Origin of the sequence: Absicoccus intestinalis (genome assembly GCF_033971885.1) — a bacterium.
Taxonomy (GTDB): Bacteria; Bacillota_I; Bacilli_A; order Erysipelotrichales; family Erysipelotrichaceae; genus Absicoccus; species Absicoccus intestinalis.
This window is the reverse complement of the sequence record NZ_JALBUS010000019.1, coordinates 1-17,826: the sequence shown is the minus strand read 5'-3', so window position 1 is coordinate 17,826 and position 17,826 is coordinate 1. Positions and strand designations below refer to the sequence as shown.

The window sequence follows — 17,826 nt, the reverse complement described above, 5'->3', positions numbered from 1 at the left end:
GCTAAAAAGTTTATTTTTATAATTTATGGCAGTTATAGATTAAAAGTGCTAAAAACAGGCCTACCCATGTAGGCCTGCATAGTCTTCCTTCCATTGTGCTAATGAAAGCTTTTTATAATTTTCATCAATCAAAACCTTACCAAAGTTTTCATACAACTCCGTCGATGTGGTCTTGATCTCAGGAATCTGCCGTTTTAAGGACTTCAAGAAACGCTTGGCTTCTTCGGTTTCTACATCACCAATCCGAATTTCTTTTCCATTGATGGTCTGAACATAAAAAATGGTATAGTGCCGAGATTCTTGACCACTCAATCGCGTGATCATTTTTCTGGGAATGTAGACCTTTCCCATATAGACCCAATGCTTCGATATACAAATATCGGAAGGCAAGTAGGCTCTTTTGATCAGTGAAAAAGACAATTTATGAAAGGTTTCCGATTTTAGAATGGCTTCTAATTCTTTATAAGAAAGCTTATCTTTGACAACTTTTAAACTTTCAGGAATATAGAGATAATAGATGATAGCCCCCAATACACCTGCAATCACAATAAAATTAAAGTGTACGAACCAAGGATAGGTACCATGAGCCAAAAAGAATATATACTGCATCAACCAGATGATTTCTAAGAGGATGCTCCCTATCCATAAGAATTTTCGTTTTTTCGTATATTTTTCTGTAATCATATTTCAACCTCGCTAAAGGGTATTATACGCTATATGATATAATGGAGCCAATGAAAATACTTTGTCCAAATTATGTAAAAACAATTCTAGATACATTCCATCAAGCTGGGTTTCAAGCCTATATTGTGGGTGGTTGTGTACGAGATTCCTTATTAAATAAAGTACCCCATGATTATGATGTGACGACCAATGCCAAACCCGAACAAGTGCAGGCACTATTTGAACGAACCATCCCTACAGGTATCGATCATGGAACCATTACGGTCATGAGCGAATGTCCTGTTGAAGTGACGACATTTCGACAAGAATCGATGTATTCCGATCATCGACATCCGGATCATGTAGCATTTGTGAATGATTTGATTGAGGATCTGGCCCGTCGTGATTTTACGATCAATGCCATGGCTTATGATCCTATCCTTGGTTTGGTCGATCCATTTGGAGGACAGACCGATTTAGAAAAACACATCATTCGAGCGGTTGGTAATCCATATGAACGTTTTCATGAAGATGCTTTGCGAATGTTGCGTGCCCATCGATTTGCCGCACGATTTCATTTTCAAATCGAAACACAAACCAAAAAAGCCATCCAACAATTGCACAAGGATATTCAATATGTATCGGTGGAACGAGTTCGCCATGAAATTTTAGAAATTTTAGCTGCCAATCCCTATGAAATTGAGAATATGACATTATTATTGTCACATTGGATGCCAGAATTAGAATCGTGCAGAACATGTCTCCAACAAACCCCTTATCACGATACAAATGTTCTGCACCATATTTTAAGAGCAATCAAGCTATTGGATCCATTTGATGAAACATTGGCATGGACCTTGTTGTTTCATGATCTAGGAAAACCAGCTTGTCATACCAATAAAAATGGAATTGATCATTTTAAAGGCCATCCAGCCATCGGTGCAGAAATTGCCTGTCGTATATGTAAAGATCTGAAGATGACCAATGCCCAACAAAAAATCATTCCTGCCTTGGTTTATTATCATGATGAAAAGATGAAAGATCCATTGGCTTTCATTCGCAAATTTCGAATACAAAAACATTGGAGCGATGCCTGGATCCGACAATTATTCATTGTGAAGCATTGTGATATCATGGCTCATTCGGCCTATGGACAACAAACGATCAAACAATTAGAAGCCTTGGAAATAGGCTACGAAACTTGTGATCGACCAATGGATCTGGCACATCTTGCCATCCATGGCAAAGACATTTTGGAAAATACGCCACTTTCAGGTAAACAAATTGCGGATGCGTTACAAGCTTGTTTGGAATATGCGTTTGACCATCCCGAAAAGAATCACAAAGAAGATTTATTATTGTATATAGAATCGAGGCCAGCATGGAAATAGGAATCTTACTTTTATTGATCTTGGTTTTGTGTGCTTTGATCGTATTGATCTTGCAATTAAAGAACCAACAAACCAACAGTCTTCAAATGATGATGAAAAGTCAGGAAAGTGCAACCCATACACAAGATATTTCGCATCAATTTGACCATATTCTCCAACAAATTCAAAATTTACGTAGTGAACAAAGTGTATCTTTTCAAACGATGGATGCGATGGATGCCCGATTGGATTCGATCAATCGGATCATGACCAACACCAAGGCGCGAGGCAATTGGGGTGAATATCAGCTGGATGCTTTGTTGGAAATGTATGCCGGATCCAATCCCGAAATCTATACGATGCAGTATCATCTAAAAAATGGAAAAATTGCTGATGCCATCTTACATCTTCCAGATACGCAAAAGGTATTATGTATCGATTCAAAGTTTCCCATGGAAAACTATATATCGAAACAAGATCATTTATTTATGCGAGATATGAAGAAACATATCGATGATATTGCCGATAAATATATTACGTATGAAACCGTGGATCAGGCCATCTTATTTTTGCCTAGTGAAGCCATCTATCAATTTATCTGTGCCAAACAAGTTGATGTATTAAACTATGCCCTACAAAGGCATGTTTTATTGACATCCCCCACGACATTGATTGGGGTAATCTATACATTATTAGCCAGTACGCGTGATTTTTACCGTGCAAGTCACATGGAAGAAATGGAATCTGCGATTCTTTCTTTACAGGAAGACATCAATCGACTATGTTTAAGAAGTGAAAAGGCGGAAAAAACATTGGATACGCTACAAAAACAATTTCATGATGTATCCATTTCTGCTCATAAAGTAGGCCAACGTATGGAACGTATGGCAAATGGAAAGAATGATGAACTATGATGCATGTATTAAAAGGAGATATTACCCGTTTGGATTTTGATGTGATCGTCAATGCCGCCAATGAACAATTGGCACCGGGTGGTGGTGTTTGCGGAGCTATCCATCAAGCGGCTGGAAAAGCGTTAGCTGCCGAATGTTGGAAATTAGGTGGGTGTCGTACTGGACAAGCCAAAATGACCCATGCGTACGAACTGCCTTGTAAAGCAGTGATCCATGCGGTAGGACCAATCTTTTCTGGATCTCCTAAAGACAAAGAATATTTAGAAGCTGCATATTGGAACAGCATGGTGCTGGCCTATGATTTCATGACAAAAAATCACATGGATCATTTAACCTTGGCTTTTCCTTGTATTTCAACGGGGATTTATGGCTATCCCAAAAAAGAAGCTTGTCAGATCGCAACACGAACAGTGCAGCGGATGTATACGCAATACAAGGCCACACGACATATCGATGTGACCTTTGTGTGCTATGACGAAGAAAACTATATGCTCTATAAGGAAGCATTGCACCTACGATGAGATCCATGGTGGAAAGATCACATGACTTTTTGAAAAAAGTTTTGCACCCACAAGCCATTTGTATTGATGCGACCTTAGGCAATGGCAAAGATGCACAATATTTTTTAGCGCAAAAGGTAAAAAAAGTCTATGCGTTTGAGATTCAAGAAGATGTGATTGAAAAGACAGAAAAAGCAATTTCGAATCCGCGATTGTTTGTATACCACAAAGGACATGAACATATGGATATCATCCATGAACCAGTGGATGCCATCCTTTTTAATTTTGGCTATTGTCCCCATGGCAATCCAGAAATTACGACTTTACCGGATACAAGCCTAGAAGCCGTACAAAAAGGAATCCAATTGTTGCGTGAAAAAGGACGAATGGCCTTGGTTTTTTATGCGCATAAACAAGCCAATCAAGAACAGAAAGCCATTGAAAATTATGTATCCACATTGACGAGTTGCGATGTATGTAAAGTTCAAATGATGAATCATGATGCGCCCTATTTAATCGAGATCGAAAAAAAGTAACGTTGGACAAACAAAATAAAATGTACATTTGATTTTAAAATGTAAGCGGTATAATATGCACGTCAAGTATATTCATATCATACGAGGAGGTGCATGTGTGTATGTTGTATGAAGTAGAATTTTTGTCTTATAATCAGCGTGATCAAGTGCAAGGTTGGATCTATGTGCCTGCTGCCAAGCCCAAAGGCATTGTGCAATTGGTTCATGGCTTTGGGGAACATTCCCGTCGTTATTTGAAGATGATCGTGCAATATTTGGATGCAGACTATATTGTTGCTGCCGATGATCATGTAGGACATGGTAAGACTGCTATTGTCAATCATAATAGTTGGGGTGATTGGGGTGACAAAGGATTCCACACCATGATGGAAGATGAACACAGTCTACATGATCTTGTCGTTGAAAAATTCCCAGATCTTCCGTATTTCCTGTTTGGACATAGCATGGGATCTTTCATAGTTCGTGACTACATGTCAAAATATGGTGATGATTTAGCCGGAGCAACCATTTGTGGAACGACCGGTGTCTGGCCGGATCTTAAAAAAGGGATGCAGATATTGGAACAAGATGTGGCCGAACATAAAGGCAATGAATCCGATCCAGAAGCAGCCAATGCCTTAATGGGTTGGATGTTTGGCCGTTGTAAAGAAGGTGTGAAATTAGGCAATGAATGGATTTGTTCTGATCCAAATGTACAATATGATCATGCCAATGATCCATTTGATGCGTTCACCAAACCAACCACCAATCGAGCTTTCTTATATTTTGCCCAAATGATGGATTACATTTCCAGTGTGGATTGGGCAAAGAAAGTGCCAACAAGCTTACCTATTTATAATATTGCCGGTGATCAAGATCCTGTTGGTCAGTATGGTAGCGGCGTTTATCAAGTATCCAATTGGCTGATCGATACAGGCCATGATGTTACGACCAAATTATATCCAGGTTATCGTCATGAGATCCATAACTATAAGGATATTCAAGAAGAAGTTGTTGCAGGAATTATCGCCTTTATGGATGCACATCGATAAAAAAGGGCATCGAATCTTAGGATTCGGTGCCTGTTTTTTGAGCAATATAGGTATTGACATTCTTACGAATGATATCAAAATTGATCACGCCATATTTTAATAACGTATCAATAAATTCTATATTATCATAGGAATCACCCAATGCTTTTTTTACTTTGTCTCTTAGACTATCCAATTGATACCATCCATAGGCATAGGGTAAATACATACAAGGCTCATAACAGAAGCTATCATACATATCTTTTAATGTATCTTCGTCATACATATCTTTCATTTGATCAACGAATTCTGATTTGGATAATTTACGAAGATGGATCATCAAGTCAAAAGTAGCTGGTAAATAATAAGAAAATTTATCATTGATGATCTGCATGTCTTTGGCATCACTGCTGACTAACTGATCATCTAAATAGCCAAGCGCTTGTTCTTCTGCCAACATCGCAAAGCCTTCAGTAAAGGCAATTTCCGAAAAACAATGTTGAATGGGATAGGTCAAGTGTTGATGGTTGTAGTTGGCTTGATACATATGACCGGGAATGCCTTCATGGGCAAAGGTCATATACGTATCCAATGAAGTAACATCGCCACCATAGTCTACCGCATTGAAACGAATTCGATTGGTATCATTACTATCAAAGGGTGGTTCTACATAATAAGCCACCACATTATCACTGGTTTGTTCTTCCGGTAGATTTTGAATTTCATAATTCGGCATCTGAATTTCTGGATAATCCTGGGTATATTTCGTCTTTAAAAATTCCATGATCTCATTGGCGGATGAAAAATTTGTTTTGGCTTCTGTACTTGAAGAATCATATGACTGCATTTGTGTGATCATATCATCGCAACCATTGGCTAGATCAAATAAGATCGCATTGGGACTTTTTGTGGTTCCTGCATTTTGTTCCACCAATAATTTATAGTAAGCCAAGCCATTTTTTTGTTTTGTGATCGGGGTAGCCTTATTGTTTTTGGATTTCAATTTCTTGAGCTCCGTTTTCATGGTTTGATACGCTGGAAAATAATCCGTATCTAAAGCCTTTTGTACTTGTTCCTTATATTTATTGGTTTTCGTCTCACTTAATTGTAACGCATCGATTTCTTGAGATGCATTATTATAAATTTCATTTTGATCTTTATTTTTGATTGTCGTATTGATGGTTTCCATCACATCGTTATAGTCAAAACACAAAGTACCTTGTTGCGCTTGTTTTTTTGAAAACGCAATCGCATCATCGGTATAACGATCGGTATCCTTCAACAATTTGATGAAAGCTTTGACATCGTCTTCACTATACATATCAAAATTCGCAAAGTAATTGGCAAGAACACTTTGAATTCCATTGGAACTGGACCAAATATTAGGTAAATACCGATATTTTGCTTGCATCTGCTTTTTCGCTAAGGTATTGGAAGCGACATATTCATCATAAATTTCTTGTTGCGTTTGATTTAACGAACTTCGTTTGAATTTCTTTAATTTTTTGATGGTCGCATTTAATTCTTTTTTATCTTCTTTGGTGTAACTGATCGAACCTAAGGTAACCTTTACATCGGATGCCTGGATGCCATATTGTTCAGGATTGGATAGATAACTATGCATCGTTGTATAGTCATCTTCCATCGTTTCTTTAAAATCTTCTTGCAGGAAGGTATCAAAAGCGGCATTCGGTGAGCTGGCACTTTTGGCATAGACCGGTACGATGGAAGTCGCACACATGGCGGTTGCACAAAGAATAGATAGGATTTTTTTCATATTGCTTGCTCCTTGCATAAAAGGACGATTAAGATGCCGTTTCCCTTAATTCAACGATGGTTTGACCAATTCGATGATTTTTGACTTCACGAACAATGATTCGCATTTGGTCCGTATCCACTTCAAAATGCGAGCCATCTTCAGGAATATGACCATATTGCGATAAGATATATCCATTAAACGTTTCATCTTCTTCATCGTGCAGATCGATATGAAGGGCTTCTTCTACATCTTCAAGTTCAGCCCGACCATGGATACGCCATTGATATTGATCCAATCGCTGAATATCTTTGGTGTCTATTTCATCTTCTTCGTAAATTTCGCCAACCAAGCTCTCCATGATATCATGAAGCGTACAAATACCGGTCAGTCCCCCATATTCATCCAATACGATCGCAAAATAGTTCTTTCGCGCGGTCATTTCTTTGAATAAATGATCGATCTTGGTGCTTTCCGCCACAAAGAAAGGCTCATCGACCGCTGCTTTCAGGATCTCTTCTTTGGAAGCATTTGAACGCATGCGAAAATAATCACGAGTATCCAATAGACCAATGACATTATCTTCATCATCTTTATATACTGGATAAAAAGTATGACGGTGATCATGAATGATTTGATGCCATACTTCTATGTCCTGATCCAAATTCAGGGTGATGACTTCACTACGATGGGTACAGATCTCTTCAACAGCGACATCATCCATCTCAAAAATGTTTTCGATCATCGCAGTTTGGGCTTGGTCAATATGACCGGATTCGGATCCATCTTTGATCATTTCACGGATTTCTTCTTCGGAGATATCCTCCTCCTCAAAGAAGGTCGTGATTTGGGTGGGTAAGCTAAATAGATAAAAGATACCTTCAAACATCTGATAGATATGGATTGGCCATTTGGCGGGATGTTGGTGGATCCATCGTTTTGGCAATTGAATACAAATCAATGTAAAAACATAGATCAATACGATGGCAATCAACCATTGGTATTGATCAAAAAACTGGATGCCACATTGTACAAACCAGAAACCACAAAAAATATGTAGCCAACGCGTTGTGGCCAAGGTCTGATTGGTCTTGCGAACCTCATCTTCATCGATGCTCGATTGGGCAATAGATGCCAAGATCGCAAGGACCATGCATAAAATAATAATTCCTATACAATAGGGTCGACTCGGGAAATCGTCCATAGAATGGTTCTCACTCCTTTTTAGCTATGATAACGAATTTTACATAGGAATTCAAACGGACGGATTGGATTTGTGGTCTTGTAGCTGTTTCATCAAGAACGTTAAGATTCGTTTTCTGGTGACGATCCCAATAAAAATATTTCGATCGTCCACGATGGGAACAAAATTCTGGTCTAAGGATCGTTTAAACAATTCCGCTACCGGTGTTGTGATCGTGCAAGCCGGATTGAAATTCTTCCGAATTAATTTTTTGATGGGAATGCTCCGATCCTCGTGATTTAAACAATAATAAAGAAAATCTCCCTCACTTAATGTACCCACATAATTGCCCTCCTTATTAATGACAGGAAGGGCGGTAAAGTGATAACGTTCCAGAATTTCCAGTGCCTCTGAAACACTCATATCATTATATAAATAGAGCACATCTTCTTTATGTCTTAAAAAGAAAAAAACATTATCTAACATACTTCTTACCTCTTGTTTCATCCTAACAAATTTTTATTCCAGGAAAGTCAATGAATTATGTGAAAATATTTATTTGATTTATCAACAAATTTGTACTATAGTAAGGACCATTATCGAAAAAGGGGTGATCCAATTGACAAGATTATCAGAAATTCTTCAATCCAAATTGAATCAAAAAAATTGGGGATATCGTCAATTATCGGCAAGATCCAGACTCTCTGAGTTTTATATTGATAACCTAATGAACAATAAAGGCATCTTTATTCCTTATTATGTATCTCGTCAATTATATAGAGCATTTCCGGACGAAGATTGGCAAAAAATTTGTGAAGAAGAGATGCAAGCAAGGAACATTCATTAACCCAAAAAAGGAATTTGAAAATGAAACACATTATGGTAGAATATATCCGATATAGCGATATAGTTGATGTAGGATTGTTTTTGAATCCTTTTTTTTAAAAAGATAGGAGGTTTGATTCTATGAATCAATATTCATTGCTATCGATGAGTGACTTATCCAATGATGATATTTTTAGTATTCTTCATGATGCTAAACTTTTTGATAATTCTATGAAAGATTGGCAATTGCCAATGCATAACGCATTGGTTGCTAATCTTTTTTTTGAGAATTCGACACGAACCCATTTCTCCTTTGAAAGTGCCCAGCTTCAACTGGGATGTAAAGTCGCTGATTTTGATGCCAAAGCATCCAGCGTACAAAAAGGGGAAAGCTTATATGATACCGTAAAAACATTTGAAATGATTGGTTATCAATGTGTCGTGATTCGTCATCCCAAAGATGAATACTTTAAAGAATTAGAAGGACTACATATTCCCATTGTCAATGCTGGTGATGGAAAAGGCAATCATCCTAGCCAATGTCTATTAGATCTGTTAACTTTCTATAATGAATTTGGCACATTGAGCGGATTAAAAGTTGCCATTTGTGGGGATATCAGCCATTCACGCGTTGCTTCATCCGATAAAGAAGCATTAGAACGTTTAGGCTCTACCGTTGTCTTTGCCGGACCCAAGGAATGGGAACGTCCAGGTTATCCAACCATGGACTTTGATCAAGCCGTTGAATGGGCCGATGTCGTGATGATGTTACGCATTCAAAAAGAAAGAGGGGCCTCTTTGGCCAGCATGTCCAATGAAGAATATTTAAATCAATATGGACTCACCAAAGCACGCTATGGCCGTATGCAAAAACATGCCATTGTTTGTCATCCGGCTCCAGTCAATCGCGGCATTGAAATCGATACCGATTTGGTTGAGGCAGAAAAAAGTCGGATCTTTCTACAGATGCATAATGGAATGTTGGTTCGAAAGGCCATCATGAAACGAGCATTTGGATATGCACCATTTAAGGAGACGGTATGAAAGTTATAAAAAATGGAAATGTCCTAACTGAAAAGGGACTACAAAAAGTAGATATACAATTCGATGAAAAACAAATTCTTGCGATTGGTAAAAATCTCGAAGCGGATGAGATCATTGATGCCCATGGCTTGACGGTCTTGCCCGGATTGGTCGATGTGCATGTTCATCTTCGACAACCGGGAAGAGAACAAAAAGAAACCATCCATACCGGAACGATGGCCGCTGCTCATGGCGGATTTACCTCGATTTTTGCGATGCCCAATGTCATTCCCTTTCCGGATGATGTGCCAACGATGCAAGATTATCTGGCTCTGATCCAAAAAGAAGCGGTGGTTCGTACCTTTCCTTATGCGACGATCACCACTAAAGAAGCAGGTAAAGCAGTAGTGCCCATGCATGCACTAAAAACCTATACCCATTGGTTTAGTGATGATGGTGTAGGCATTGATGATGATGCGGTGATGAAAGAAGCCATGGAAACGGCTAAAAAAGAAGATGTGCTCATTGCGATGCATACCGAAGATATGGCCTATCGAAAACCAGGGGCTTGCGTACACGATAGTGCCATCAATCGCAAGCGAGGCTATATTGGGATTCCGAGTGCTTGTGAAGCAGAACCACTAAAACGAGATCTTGATCTTGCGGTTTCCATTGGCAATCGTTATCATGCTTGTCACATTTCTTGTATAGAAAGTGTACAATATCTACAAGAAGCAAAGGCGGCAGGTGGAGATATCAGTGCGGAAGTCACAGCCCATCATTTATTGTTGGAAGATAAAGATGTGCAAGGACCGATGTGGAAAATGAATCCGCCACTTCGCACGCATGCCGATCGCATGGCATTGATCGAAGGATTGGAAAAGGGCACATTGGATTTTATTGCGAATGATCATGCGCCCCATACGCTTGCCGAAAAAGATCAATCGATGGAAAAGGCACCTTTTGGCATCGTTTCATTGGAAACCAGTTTTCCATTGTTGTATAGCGAATTTGTTGTAAACGAAAAACGATGGACATTGGCGCAATTGGTCGATTGGATGGCAACCAAACCAGCGCAACGCTTTGGTATTCCGGCCGGTGAAATCAAAGTAGGCAAGTATCCCGATTTTGTCTTTGTAGATCTGGATGCGACCTATACGATCGATGCTTCTTCCTTTGTGTCAAAAGGAAAAAATACGCCATTTGATGGATGGCAAGTACAAGGAAAGATCTGTCAGACCATTGTTGGTGGCCAGACAGTATGGAAAGGATAAAATCTATGGAAAGACTATTGATTTTAGAAGATGGCAGTGTATATCACGGTATCGCTTTTGGATCGGACCACTTCCGTATGGGGGAACTGGTCTTTAATACCTCAATGACTGGCTATCAAGAAATTATTACGGATAACTCCTATTGCGGACAAATTGTCATGATGACCTATCCATTGATTGGAAATTATGGCTTTAATGGGGATGATAGTGAATCGATGATTCCTGCAACCTTTGGCTTTGTGATTCGCGATTATTGTGAAGTACCAAGTAATTGGCGCAGCCAAGAAACGTTAGATGACTACTTGAAGCGGACCGATATTCCCGGTATCTATGGCATTGATACCCGAGCCATCACATTGAAATTGCGCGAATATGGAACCATGAAAGCCATTCTTGCTGATCCAGATGTTGATGTGGAAGCGATGGTACAAGACTTGAAAAATGCCGATTATCTACATGATCAAGTCAAACGCGTGTCCACCACAAAGGTATTCCCTATTCCCAATCGAGGCAAGAAAGTTGTTTTGATGGATTTTGGTGCCAAATTAGGCATTGTTCGTGAATTAAGCAAGCGCGGCTGCGACTTGATCGTGGTACCATACGACACACCTGCGCAAACGATTTTAGGTTATCATCCCGATGGTGTCATGTTGTCCAATGGACCTGGGGATCCACAAGATGTAACGATTGCGATCGAAACGATCAAACAATTGATTGGCAAAACATGTATTTTCGGTATTTGTTTGGGTCATCAATTGATTAGTTTGGCGTGTGGCGCAAAGACCTATAAATTAAAATTTGGCCATCGAGGCGCCAATCATCCCGTTGTCAATCTGGCAACAGGAGCTGTTGAGATCACGAGCCAGAACCATGGATTTGCGGTCGATATCGATAGTCTGAAAAATACCGATCTTGTGATGACCCATCAAGCTTTGAATGATAAGTCCTGTGAAGGGGTGCGACATACCAAATATCCAATTTTCTCGGTCCAATATCATCCAGAAGCCAGTGCCGGTCCACAAGATAGCAACTATTTATTTGATGAGTTCATTGCCATGATGGATAAGGAGGAAGCCCATGCCTAAACGTACGGATATTCATAAAATTTTGGTGATTGGTTCAGGCCCTATCATCATTGGTCAGGCCGCTGAATTCGATTATTCCGGTTCGCAAGCATGTCAGTCTTTGCGAGAAGAAGGATATGAAGTGATCTTGATCAACTCCAATCCAGCCACGATCATGACCGATACGACCATTGCCGATCGTGTCTATATTGAACCATTGACCGTTGATTTTGCGAAACGTGTTATTTATAAGGAAAGGCCCGACGCGATCTTAGGAACCCTAGGTGGTCAAACCGGATTGAACTTGGTCGTTGAACTGCATGAAGACGGGATCCTGGATGAATTTGGTGTGGAAATTTTAGGTACGCATCTAGAAGCCATCAACCATGCCGAAGATCGTGAGTTGTTCCGTGCTTTGATGAACGAATTGGGTGAACCCGTTCCTGAATCACGAATCGTTCATACCATTGAAGAAGCCGTTGAATTTGCGAATACCGAAGGCTATCCTTTGGTCGTTCGTCCGGCCTATACGTTAGGCGGTACCGGTGGCGGATTTGCCCACGATGAAGAAGAACTTCGCCATATCACGGATGCCGGATTGAAAATGAGTCCGGTCACACAATGCTTGATCGAACAAAGTATTGCCGGTTATAAAGAAATCGAATATGAAGTCATGCGCGATGTCAAAGACAATGCCATCGTTGTATGTAATATGGAAAACGTCGATCCAGTGGGTATCCATACCGGAGACTCCATTGTCGTGGCACCGGTTCAGACCTTGACTGATCGAGAAAACCAAATGTTACGAAATACTTCTTTACGGATCATTCGGGCATTAGGAATTTGTGGTGGATGCAATGTACAATTGGCACTGGATCCACACAGCTTTAAATATTATGTCATTGAAGTCAATCCACGTGTATCAAGAAGTTCGGCTTTGGCTTCCAAAGCCACGGGATATCCAATTGCGAAGATCAGTGCAAAATTAGCTGTTGGCTTAGGCTTGGATGAGATCATCAACCCCATCACCAAGACCAGCTATGCTTGTTTTGAACCGGCTTTGGACTATATTGTGACCAAATTCCCACGTTTGCCATTTGATAAATTCCCAAATGCCGATCGTCAATTGGGTACACAAATGAAAGCCACTGGGGAAGTTATGGCCATTGGTCGTACCTTTGAAGAAAGCTTCTTAAAAGCCGTTCGTTCTCTGGAAATGAAAGTGGATCATTTGGAAAAAGCCGAATTGAAAGAAATGGACAAAGAAGAATTGTTCAATAAGATCAAAGCCCGTGATGATGAACGCATCTTTGCGGTCATGGAATGGTTGCGCAAAGGCTATGACATGGAAACGGTCATGCATGTTACGAATATTGACTTATTCTATTTGGCCCATCTACAACGAATCCTAAAATTAGAGAAACAAATGGCCAAACATGTCAAAGATGTAAATACATTGCGTACTTTGAAACAAAATGGTTTCAGTGATTCCTATATTGCTCGTAACTGGAATATGTCGGAGATGGAAGTCTATAACTTGCGTAAAGAAAACAACATCATGCCGGTTTATAAAATGGTCGATACTTGTGCTGGTGAATTTACCAGTGAAACACCATATTTCTATTCCACATATGAACAAGAAAATGAATCCATTCGCAGCGACAATAAAAAGATCATTGTTTTAGGTTCAGGTCCGATTCGAATTGGCCAAGGAGTGGAATTTGATTATGCGACAGTACACTGTGTAGAAACCTTGCGTGAATGTGGCTATGAAGCCATCGTCATCAATAATAACCCCGAAACAGTTTCGACCGATTTCAGTATCAGTGATAAATTGTATTTTGAACCATTGACCACAGAAGATGTCATGCATGTCATTGAAGTGGAACAACCATTGGGCGTCATCGTTCAATTTGGTGGTCAAACCGCCATCAATATTGCCGATAGTTTAGCGCAACATGGCGTAAAGATCTTAGGTACGTCTTTAGAAAATATCAATCGTGCCGAAGATCGTCATGAATTTGAAGAAATGTTGGAAAAACTAGACATTCCACAACCAGAAGGACAAACCGCTACCACGGTTGAGGAAGCCTTGGTCATCGCCAATAAAATTGGTTATCCTGTCTTGGTTCGTCCAAGTTATGTCTTAGGTGGACGAGCTATGGAAATTGTTCATGATGATGATGAATTACGTGTATATATGGCGACTGCCGTGAAGGAAATCAGTCATGATGCACCTATTCTAGTGGACAAATATGTCTTAGGAAAAGAATTGGAAATCGATGCGATTGCCGATGGTGAAAATGTGTATATTCCTGGAGTCATGGAACACATTGAACGTGCCGGTATTCATAGTGGAGATAGTATTTCTGTCTATCCAACCCAAATTGTGAATCAACAAGTCAAAGACACGATCATTGATTATGGTACCCGAATTGGCAAAGGTTTCCATTTTGTCGGTTTATACAATATCCAATTTATTGTCGATAAAAGTAATAAAGTCTATGTATTGGAAGTCAATCCACGATCCAGTCGTACGGTACCTTTCTTAAGCAAGATCACCGGTGTACCAATGGCCAATATGGCAACACGTGCTGTTTTGGGTCAATCCATTGTGGATCAAGGCTATACACCAGGCTATAAACCAGAAGATAAGAACCGTGTATTTGTCAAAGCACCGGTATTCTCTTTTGCGAAATTACGTAGTGTCGATACGGTTTTAGGACCAGAAATGAAATCGACCGGTGAAGCTTTGGGTGGCGATGTGAATTTAGAAAAAGCATTGTATAAAGCGTTGATTGCCAGTGGTGTCAAAGTTCCAAGCCATGGTTCGGTATTATTGACGATTGCGGATGAAGATAAAGATGCTGCCTTGGATGTAGCGAAACGTTTCTCCAATATTGGTTATGGCTTATATGCGACGGCTGGAACTGCGAAGTTCTTATCGGATCATGGCTTATTTGTTCATGTAGTCGCGAAAGTTAGTGAAGACTCCGATACAGAAAATGTATTGGATGTCATCAGTAAAGGCCATGTCAACTTTGTGATTAATACGATTTCGACCAAAGAACGTTCCAGTTCAAGTGATGGGTTCTTGATTCGTCGTGTTTCGGCTGAAAATAATATTTCGTGTATGACAAGTCTGGATACGGCCTATGCCCTATTGGGGGTACTTGAGTCGCGCTCTTTCTCTTTGATCAGCATGAATGAAATGGAGAACTAAGATGATTCAAGAAGCACGCATTCGCTCCAATCAAAAACTCTGTACGGATACTTTCCGTATGGAGTTGATTTGTGATAGTAGTGAAGTACAACCTGGACAATTTGTGCAAGTCCAAGTACCTGAATTCTTTTTGCGTCGTCCCATTTCAATTTGTGAAAAAACAGATGATGGCATTGTTCTAATTTATAAAGTAGTGGGTCAAGGAACGAAGAAATTGTCCGAAATGCAGGATCAAACCATCAATATCTTTGGTCCATTAGGAACGGGGTTTCCCATCGAACAAAAAGACCATGTGGTTTTGATTGGGGGAGGTGTTGGTGTTCCTCCATTGTATGAAACGGCCAAACAATATCGCAAACAAGGAACAAAGGTCGATGTGGTCTTAGGCTTTAATACCGAGGAACAAGCTTTCTATATCAATGAATTTCAAACGTTAGGTTGTTCGGTATCCGTTGCGACCATGGATGGTTCACTCGGAACCAAAGGCACGGTCATCGATGCCATTCAAGCCCATTCGATTGATGTGGATTTCTTAGAAGCTTGTGGTCCCTTACCCATGTTGAAGGCACTACAAAATACGTATGATCAAGGCTATCTATCCCTAGAAGCACGGATGGCCTGTGGTATGGGAGCTTGTATGGGATGTGTCGTAAAAGATCAAGAAGGCCATGCCTTACGGGTTTGTAAGGATGGCCCGGTGTTCCCGTTAGGAAAGGTGGTTTTATAAGATGGATATTTCTGTAGAATTACCTGGCTTGCATTTAAAAAATCCCATCATTCCTGCTTCGGGTTGTTTCGGGTTTGGGAAAGAATTTGCCGAATTGTATGATTTAAGCTTGTTGGGGGGCATTGCCATCAAATCAGCTACGCCCAAAGAACGATTTGGGAATCCAACCCCACGCATTGCCGAAACGCCTATGGGCATGTTGAATGCGATTGGTCTCCAAAATAAAGGCGTTCAATCCATTATCGATAATGAATTACCCTTTTTAGCTCCATACGATACCGAGATCATTGCCAACGTAGCCGGTGCTACCGAAGAAGATTATGTCGAAGTGGTGCAGGCATTGAATGACCAAGACGTTGTGAAAGCGTATGAATTAAACATTTCTTGTCCCAATGTCAAACATGGTGGTATGGGTTTGGGTACCCAGCCGGAATTGGCTGCGCATGTAACGCAGATGGTCAAGGCCGTAGCCCAAAAACCTGTCTATGTGAAATTATCACCCAATGTGACAGATATCGTGGCCATTGCCAAGGCAGTGGAGCAAGCGGGTGCCGATGGATTGGTCTTGATCAATACGTTAATGGGTATGCGCATTGATTTGAAAACAGGTAAACCACTGTTAGCGAATAAGACGGGTGGTCTTTCTGGACCTGCCATTAAGCCTGTAGCGATTCGTATGGTCTATCAAGTCGCTTCTGCCGTGCAGATTCCCATCATTGGTGTGGGTGGTATTACGTGTGCGGAAGATGTCTTAGAATTTTTGAATGCGGGAGCTAGTGCGGTCGAAGTTGGTGCACAAAATTTTGTGGATCCGTATTGTTGCCCGAAAATCATTGAAGATCTACCAAAGGTGTTAGAAAAGTATGGCTATGATTCAATCACACAAGCCATTGGAAGGAGTTTAGATGAGTAAAACCATTGTTGCGTTGGATTTTTCCAGTAAACAAGAAGTTGTTGATTTTTTATCCCAGTTTGATGAACCCGTATATGTCAAAGTCGGTATGGAATTGACCTATGCGTGTGGTCTTGAAATTATTAAGACCATCAAAGAAATGGGACATCATATTTTCTTGGATCTAAAGTTACATGATATTCCCAATACCGTAAAGGGAGGAATGAAAAACTTAGCTGCCTTAGGCGTGGATATTGTCAATGTCCATGCGGCTGGGGGCATTCCCATGATGAAAGCGGCCATCGAAGGTTTGGAAGAAGGTGCCATCGATGGTAAGCGTCCATTGTGTATTGCGGTCACCATCTTAACATCTATTTCGCAAGAGATCATGAATGATCAAATTGGCATTGAAGGCGAAGTCATCGATACGGTCAAACGCTATGCCCAAAATGCGAAAGCAGCCGGTTTAGATGGTGTGGTTTGTTCGGTGTATGAAGCCAAAGCCATTCATGAAGTATGTGGCGATGATTTCTTGACCGTTACACCAGGCATTCGTTTAGCTACAGATGCAAAGGGCGATCAAGCTCGTGTGGCGACACCAGATTTTGCTCGCGAACAAGGATGTGACTATATTGTGGTGGGTCGATCCATCACCAAGAGTGAGAATCCTGTCAAAACGTATCATTTGATCGAAGATACGATGCAAAAGTAATAAGGATACGATCCTAGCGGATCGTATTTTTTTTGCGTAGCGAATACCACGCGCTATGTGCGTGGTGGTAGACCTTTTAGTGTTAAAAAAGACAACCTCCTATACTACAATGAATATGGCCCGCCAGCCGTAAACAAAATAATATAGGAGGTTG

The 17,826-nt window shown here is 40.3% G+C and carries 17 protein-coding genes; 13 read left to right on the top strand and 4 right to left on the bottom strand.

Annotated elements, in window-relative coordinates; translation table 11 throughout:
• Positions 1-60 precede the first annotated feature (60 nt).
• Complete coding sequence (locus tag MOZ64_RS09995; protein WP_320326410.1) at positions 61-684, bottom strand: hypothetical protein; 624 nt, start codon at positions 682-684, stop codon at positions 61-63.
• A 50-nt stretch (positions 685-734) separates the two neighbouring features.
• Between MOZ64_RS09995 and MOZ64_RS09990 the strand changes: the two genes are divergently transcribed.
• From MOZ64_RS09990 to MOZ64_RS09970, 5 genes are all read left to right on the top strand, one after another.
• On the top strand, positions 735-2,054 hold the full coding sequence (locus MOZ64_RS09990) for a CCA tRNA nucleotidyltransferase (protein ID WP_320326409.1): 1,320 nt from the start codon (positions 735-737) through the stop codon (positions 2,052-2,054).
• A complete protein-coding gene (gene rmuC / locus MOZ64_RS09985) occupies positions 2,045-2,947 on the top strand; it encodes a DNA recombination protein RmuC (RefSeq protein WP_320326408.1) in 903 nt (300 codons plus the stop codon). The genes MOZ64_RS09990 and rmuC overlap by 10 nt, the downstream gene beginning before the upstream one ends.
• On the top strand, positions 2,944-3,468 hold the full coding sequence (locus MOZ64_RS09980) for a macro domain-containing protein (protein WP_320326407.1): 525 nt from the start codon (positions 2,944-2,946) through the stop codon (positions 3,466-3,468). Before rmuC ends, MOZ64_RS09980 begins: the two co-directional genes overlap by 4 nt.
• Before the next feature lie 5 nt (positions 3,469-3,473).
• Positions 3,474-3,983: a tRNA 5-(aminomethyl)-2-thiouridylate-methyltransferase MnmM gene (gene mnmM / locus MOZ64_RS09975; RefSeq protein WP_320326406.1), complete on the top strand. Its 510-nt coding sequence runs from the start codon at positions 3,474-3,476 to the stop codon at positions 3,981-3,983.
• A gap of 101 nt (positions 3,984-4,084) precedes the next feature.
• Positions 4,085-5,014 (top strand): alpha/beta fold hydrolase, encoded by a 930-nt coding sequence (locus tag MOZ64_RS09970; RefSeq protein WP_320326405.1) that lies wholly within the window; start codon positions 4,085-4,087, stop codon positions 5,012-5,014.
• A 16-nt stretch (positions 5,015-5,030) separates the two neighbouring features.
• On the opposite strand, the gene MOZ64_RS09965 is transcribed toward MOZ64_RS09970, so the two are convergent.
• From MOZ64_RS09965 to MOZ64_RS09955, 3 genes are read right to left on the bottom strand one after another with little or no spacing between them, the layout of a single operon-like run.
• Positions 5,031-6,770, bottom strand: coding sequence for a DUF885 family protein (locus MOZ64_RS09965; RefSeq protein WP_320326404.1), 1,740 nt, complete (start codon positions 6,768-6,770; stop codon positions 5,031-5,033).
• Positions 6,771-6,798: 28 nt separating this feature from the next.
• On the bottom strand, positions 6,799-7,953 hold the full coding sequence (locus MOZ64_RS09960; RefSeq protein WP_320326403.1) for a hemolysin family protein: 1,155 nt from the start codon (positions 7,951-7,953) through the stop codon (positions 6,799-6,801).
• A gap of 51 nt (positions 7,954-8,004) precedes the next feature.
• On the bottom strand, positions 8,005-8,418 hold the full coding sequence (locus tag MOZ64_RS09955) for a CBS domain-containing protein (protein WP_320326402.1): 414 nt from the start codon (positions 8,416-8,418) through the stop codon (positions 8,005-8,007).
• A gap of 133 nt (positions 8,419-8,551) precedes the next feature.
• Between MOZ64_RS09955 and MOZ64_RS09950 the strand changes: the two genes are divergently transcribed.
• From MOZ64_RS09950 to pyrF, 8 genes are all read left to right on the top strand, one after another.
• Positions 8,552-8,779 carry a hypothetical protein gene (locus tag MOZ64_RS09950; protein WP_320326401.1) on the top strand — a complete coding sequence of 76 codons (228 nt, stop codon included), beginning with the start codon at positions 8,552-8,554 and terminating at the stop codon, positions 8,777-8,779.
• Positions 8,780-8,898: 119 nt separating this feature from the next.
• The gene (locus MOZ64_RS09945) at positions 8,899-9,801 is read left to right on the top strand and encodes an aspartate carbamoyltransferase catalytic subunit (protein ID WP_320326400.1); all 903 of its coding nucleotides are present in this window, start codon (positions 8,899-8,901) and stop codon (positions 9,799-9,801) included.
• A complete protein-coding gene (locus MOZ64_RS09940; protein WP_320326399.1) occupies positions 9,798-11,054 on the top strand; it encodes a dihydroorotase in 1,257 nt (418 codons plus the stop codon). Before MOZ64_RS09945 ends, MOZ64_RS09940 begins: the two co-directional genes overlap by 4 nt.
• 5 nt (positions 11,055-11,059) lie before the next feature.
• Complete coding sequence (gene carA, locus MOZ64_RS09935; RefSeq protein WP_320326398.1) at positions 11,060-12,139, top strand: glutamine-hydrolyzing carbamoyl-phosphate synthase small subunit; 1,080 nt, start codon at positions 11,060-11,062, stop codon at positions 12,137-12,139.
• Entirely contained in the window at positions 12,132-15,341 is a 3,210-nt protein-coding gene (gene carB / locus MOZ64_RS09930; RefSeq protein ID WP_320326397.1) for a carbamoyl-phosphate synthase large subunit, read from the top strand. Before carA ends, carB begins: the two co-directional genes overlap by 8 nt.
• 1 nt (position 15,342) lies before the next feature.
• Complete coding sequence (locus MOZ64_RS09925; protein ID WP_320326396.1) at positions 15,343-16,068, top strand: dihydroorotate dehydrogenase electron transfer subunit; 726 nt, start codon at positions 15,343-15,345, stop codon at positions 16,066-16,068.
• A 1-nt stretch (position 16,069) separates the two neighbouring features.
• Positions 16,070-16,981, top strand: a complete 912-nt coding sequence (locus tag MOZ64_RS09920; RefSeq protein WP_320326395.1) for a dihydroorotate dehydrogenase — start codon at positions 16,070-16,072, stop codon at positions 16,979-16,981.
• Positions 16,974-17,672, top strand: a complete 699-nt coding sequence (gene pyrF / locus MOZ64_RS09915; protein WP_320326394.1) for an orotidine-5'-phosphate decarboxylase — start codon at positions 16,974-16,976, stop codon at positions 17,670-17,672. The genes MOZ64_RS09920 and pyrF overlap by 8 nt, the downstream gene beginning before the upstream one ends.
• Positions 17,673-17,826 lie beyond the last annotated feature (154 nt).